This window comes from Hypericibacter sp. (genome assembly GCF_050729195.1).
Lineage (GTDB): Bacteria > Pseudomonadota > Alphaproteobacteria > Dongiales > Dongiaceae > Hypericibacter.
Map to the genome: position 1 here is coordinate 1 of NZ_JBOHKS010000103.1, position 3,275 is coordinate 3,275.

The following is a 3,275-nucleotide window of genomic DNA, read 5'->3' on the forward strand; positions in this document are numbered from 1 at the left end:
CCCGATGTCCCCTTCCTGTGGCAGAAGGTGGGAGGCGCCTGGGTCCCGACCCGCTATGGCCAGGCCGCCAGCCTGGTCCGCCGGCTGGCGCGCGGGCTGACGGCCTTCGGCCTCAAGCCCGGTGAGCGGGTGGTGCTGCTCTCGGAAAGCCGGCCCGAATGGGCCATCGCCGATCTCGCCATCATGACCGCCGGCGCCATCACCGTGCCGGCCTATGTCACCAACACCATCACCGACCATCACCATGTGCTGACCCACAGCGGTGCGGCGGCCGTGATCATCTCCACCAAGGCGCTATCGACCCGCCTGCTGCCGGCAGCGATCATGGCGCCCGAGCTGCGCTGGATCGTGGCGATCGAGGATCTGGGCCTGGCGCAACGGCCGGCCAAACCCGTCTTCGCCTGGAGCCAGGTCCTGACCACGGGCGACGCGGCCCCGGACCAGATCGACGAACGCCTGGCCGCCACCCAGCGCACCGGCACCGCCTGCTTCATCTACACCTCCGGCACCGGTGGCACGCCCAAGGGCGTGATGCTGAGCCATGGCGCCATCATCGCCAATTGCCGCGGCGCCTTCGGCGTGCTGTCGGAACTCAATCTCAGCCACGAGCTGTTCCTGTCGTTCCTGCCGCTGTCGCACGCCTATGAGCATACGGCAGGGCTCTATTTCCCGATCTCGATCGGCGCCGAGATCTATTACGCCGAGAGCATCGACAAGCTGACCGAGAACATCGCCGAGATCCGCCCCACCGTCATGACCGCGGTGCCGCGGCTCTATGAGGCGATGCATCGGCGCATCCAGCGCGGGCTCGTCCACGCCGCCCCGTCGAAGCGCCGCTGGTTCGACCGCGCCTTGGCATTGGGCCGGCGCAAGGCGCTCCACCTGGCGCCGCTCTCGCCGCTGGAGCGCCTGCTGGATTTCGCCTGCGACATCCTGGTTCGGCGCAAGGTCCGCGCGCGTTTCGGCGGCCGGCTCAAGGCCTTCGTCTCCGGCGGTGCGGCCCTCAATCCCGATATCGGCGCCTTCTTCCTGGCGCTGGGCCTGCGCATCCTCCAGGGCTATGGCCAGACGGAGGCGGCCCCCGTGATCTCGGTCAACCGGCTGGGCCGGGTGCGGATCGACACGGTGGGACCCGCCATCGACGGTGTCGAGATCAAGCTCGCCGAGGATGGCGAGATCCTGGTCCGCGGCGAAGTGGTGATGCAGGGCTATTGGCGCGACGAAGAGGCGACCGCCAAGGCCATCCATGAGGGCTGGCTCTATACCGGCGATATCGGCACGCTCGACAAGGATGGCTATCTCACGATCACCGACCGCAAGAAGGACCTGATCAAGCTTTCGGGTGGCGAGAACATCTCGCCGGCCCGGATCGAGGGCTTCCTGGTGGCGCAGCCCGAGATCGGCCAGGCGATGGTGTCGGGCGACCGCCGGCCGCATCTGGTGGCGCTGCTGGTGCCGGAAACCGAGTTCCTCGCCCAATGGGCGGAGCGTCATCGCAAACCCGTCGATCTGGTCCAGCTGCGCGACGAACCGGAACTCATCAAAACCCTGGGCGAAGCGGTCGCCCGCGTGAATGCCAGCCTCTCGGCGGTCGAGCGCATCCGCCGCTACACGGTGGCGCCCGAGGGCTTCACCATCGAGAACGGAATGCTGACGCCCTCGCTCAAGATCAAGCGCCACAAGATCCGCGAGCGCTTCGGATCGCTCATCGACGGGCTTTATGAGCGGTGATCCGGCCCGGCGGCGGAATCCAGATCGCGGATCTCCAACGGCGTGAGTGCCGCGAGGCGCAGCGCCACGTCGGAACGATGGCACTGTCTCGGATCGCGCTCATAGCAGAGAAGGCAGAGCCCACCCTCCTGCGCCAGGGCCGCGGCTTCCGCCAGTGCCGCTCGACCTTCCGCGCTGTCGAGCTGGGACGCGAGAATCGTCTGGAAGGTCGCGCGGTCCCCGGCCTTGGCCGCATCGCGGCCCGCCTTCGGCGTTCCCAGAGACTTCCGGTGCATGTAACCGATGCGCGCCCCGGCCAAGGCCTCGTTCAGGCGGTTCTTGGTGAATTCGCGGCGCCGGGACCAAGGCAGCTCCCGGACGTCGAGCACCAGGGTAATCCCGGCGGCACGCAGCGTCGCGATGAAACGCTCCAGCGAAGCACCTTCATAACCTGTGGTGGCCAGGATCGGCCGTTCGCCATGTCCTGGCTTTGTCGCCTCAGCTTTCGCGCTCATGGCCTGCGCCGGTCGCTCCCCTTGCTTGCCCTGTCATGGCGGGTCCCCTAAAGATTAGCCGAAGTCGCCGCCTCGCGAGGAAGGGAACCATGCATCGCCGTGACATGTTGATTCTGTCGCTGTCGACGTTGTTGCTGGCTGGCATCCGCCGGGCGCGCGCCGCGACACCCCTCACCCTCCACAAGGATCCGGCCTGCGGCTGCTGTGCCGGTCACGCGGCCTATCTGACGGAGCATGGCTTCGCGGTGACGATCGTCGAAACGCCCGATCTCGACTCCTTCCGGCGCCAGCATGGCGTGCCGGATGCGCTCGCCGGCTGTCACACCATCTTGGGCGACGGCTATGTGATCGAGGGCCATGTGCCGGTCGAGCCGATCCGGCGGCTCCTGGCCGAACGGCCCGACATCGTCGGCATCGCGCTGGCCGGCATGCCCATGGGCTCGCCCGGTATGGGCGGGGAGAAGACCGAGCCCTTCACCATCTATCAGATCGACCGCGCGGCCGGCGCCGATGCGCCGAAGGTTTTTGCCGTCGAATGAAGATGGGGCGCCGGAGCGCCCTGGCTCAGATCGCCGCCAGCGCGCGATCGAGCGCCTCGATGGCGATATCGGCATGCTCGGGGCGGAAGCAGAGCGGCGGTCGGATCTTCAGCACGTTGCGGCGCGGGCCCTCGGTGCCGATGAGAACCCCCTGCTCGCGCATCAGATTGGCAACGCGCCGGGTCCAGTCGGGCGCCGGTTCCAGCGTCTTGCGATCGCGCACCAGTTCCACGCCCATGACCAGGCCGGTGCCGCGCACGTCGCCGATCGCCGCGTGGCGGGCCATCAGCGCCTCGACACCGCGGCGGAAATAGGCGCCGGTGGTTCGGGCATTCTCCTGCAAACCCTCGCGCTCCAGGACATCGAGAACCGCCAGTCCCGCGGCGGCCGAGACCGGGTTTCCGCCGAAGGTCGAGAAATAGTCCGTACGGTCGGTGAAGGATTTGAGGATCTCCCGACGGGTCACGATGACGCCGAGCGGATGGCCGTTGCCCACGGGCTTGCCCATCGT

4 protein-coding genes are annotated in these 3,275 nt (G+C 67.8%); 2 read left to right on the plus strand and 2 right to left on the minus strand.

Annotated features, from left to right (window positions below; translation table 11 throughout):
- On the plus strand, positions 1 to 1,731 hold a 1,731-nt coding region (locus tag ACREE8_RS07700), incomplete at its 5' end, for an AMP-dependent synthetase/ligase (protein WP_431572398.1).
- Here ACREE8_RS07700 and ACREE8_RS07705 read toward each other — a convergent pair.
- On the minus strand, positions 1,719 to 2,225 hold the full coding sequence (locus ACREE8_RS07705; protein WP_431572399.1) for a DUF488 family protein: 507 nt from the start codon (positions 2,223 to 2,225) through the stop codon (positions 1,719 to 1,721). The two genes, ACREE8_RS07700 and ACREE8_RS07705, sit on opposite strands and share 13 nt — an antisense overlap.
- Positions 2,226 to 2,314: 89 nt before the next feature.
- On the opposite strand from ACREE8_RS07705, the gene ACREE8_RS07710 reads away from it, so the two are divergent.
- Positions 2,315 to 2,764, plus strand: a complete 450-nt coding sequence (locus ACREE8_RS07710; protein ID WP_431572400.1) for a DUF411 domain-containing protein — start codon at positions 2,315 to 2,317, stop codon at positions 2,762 to 2,764.
- 25 nt (positions 2,765 to 2,789) lie between these two features.
- Here ACREE8_RS07710 and ACREE8_RS07715 read toward each other — a convergent pair.
- Positions 2,790 to 3,275, minus strand: a 486-nt coding sequence (locus tag ACREE8_RS07715; RefSeq protein WP_431572401.1) for an aminotransferase class III-fold pyridoxal phosphate-dependent enzyme, incomplete at its 5' end; no start/stop codon positions are given.

Bases quoted from the DNA above. Each gene is read 5' to 3' on its own strand.
- ACREE8_RS07705 (WP_431572399.1), bottom strand. From the start codon at position 2,225: ATGAGCGCGAAAGCTGAGGCGACAAAGCCAGGACATGGCGAACGGCCG.
- ACREE8_RS07710 (WP_431572400.1), top strand. From the start codon at position 2,315: ATGCATCGCCGTGACATGTTGATTCTGTCGCTGTCGACGTTGTTGCTG.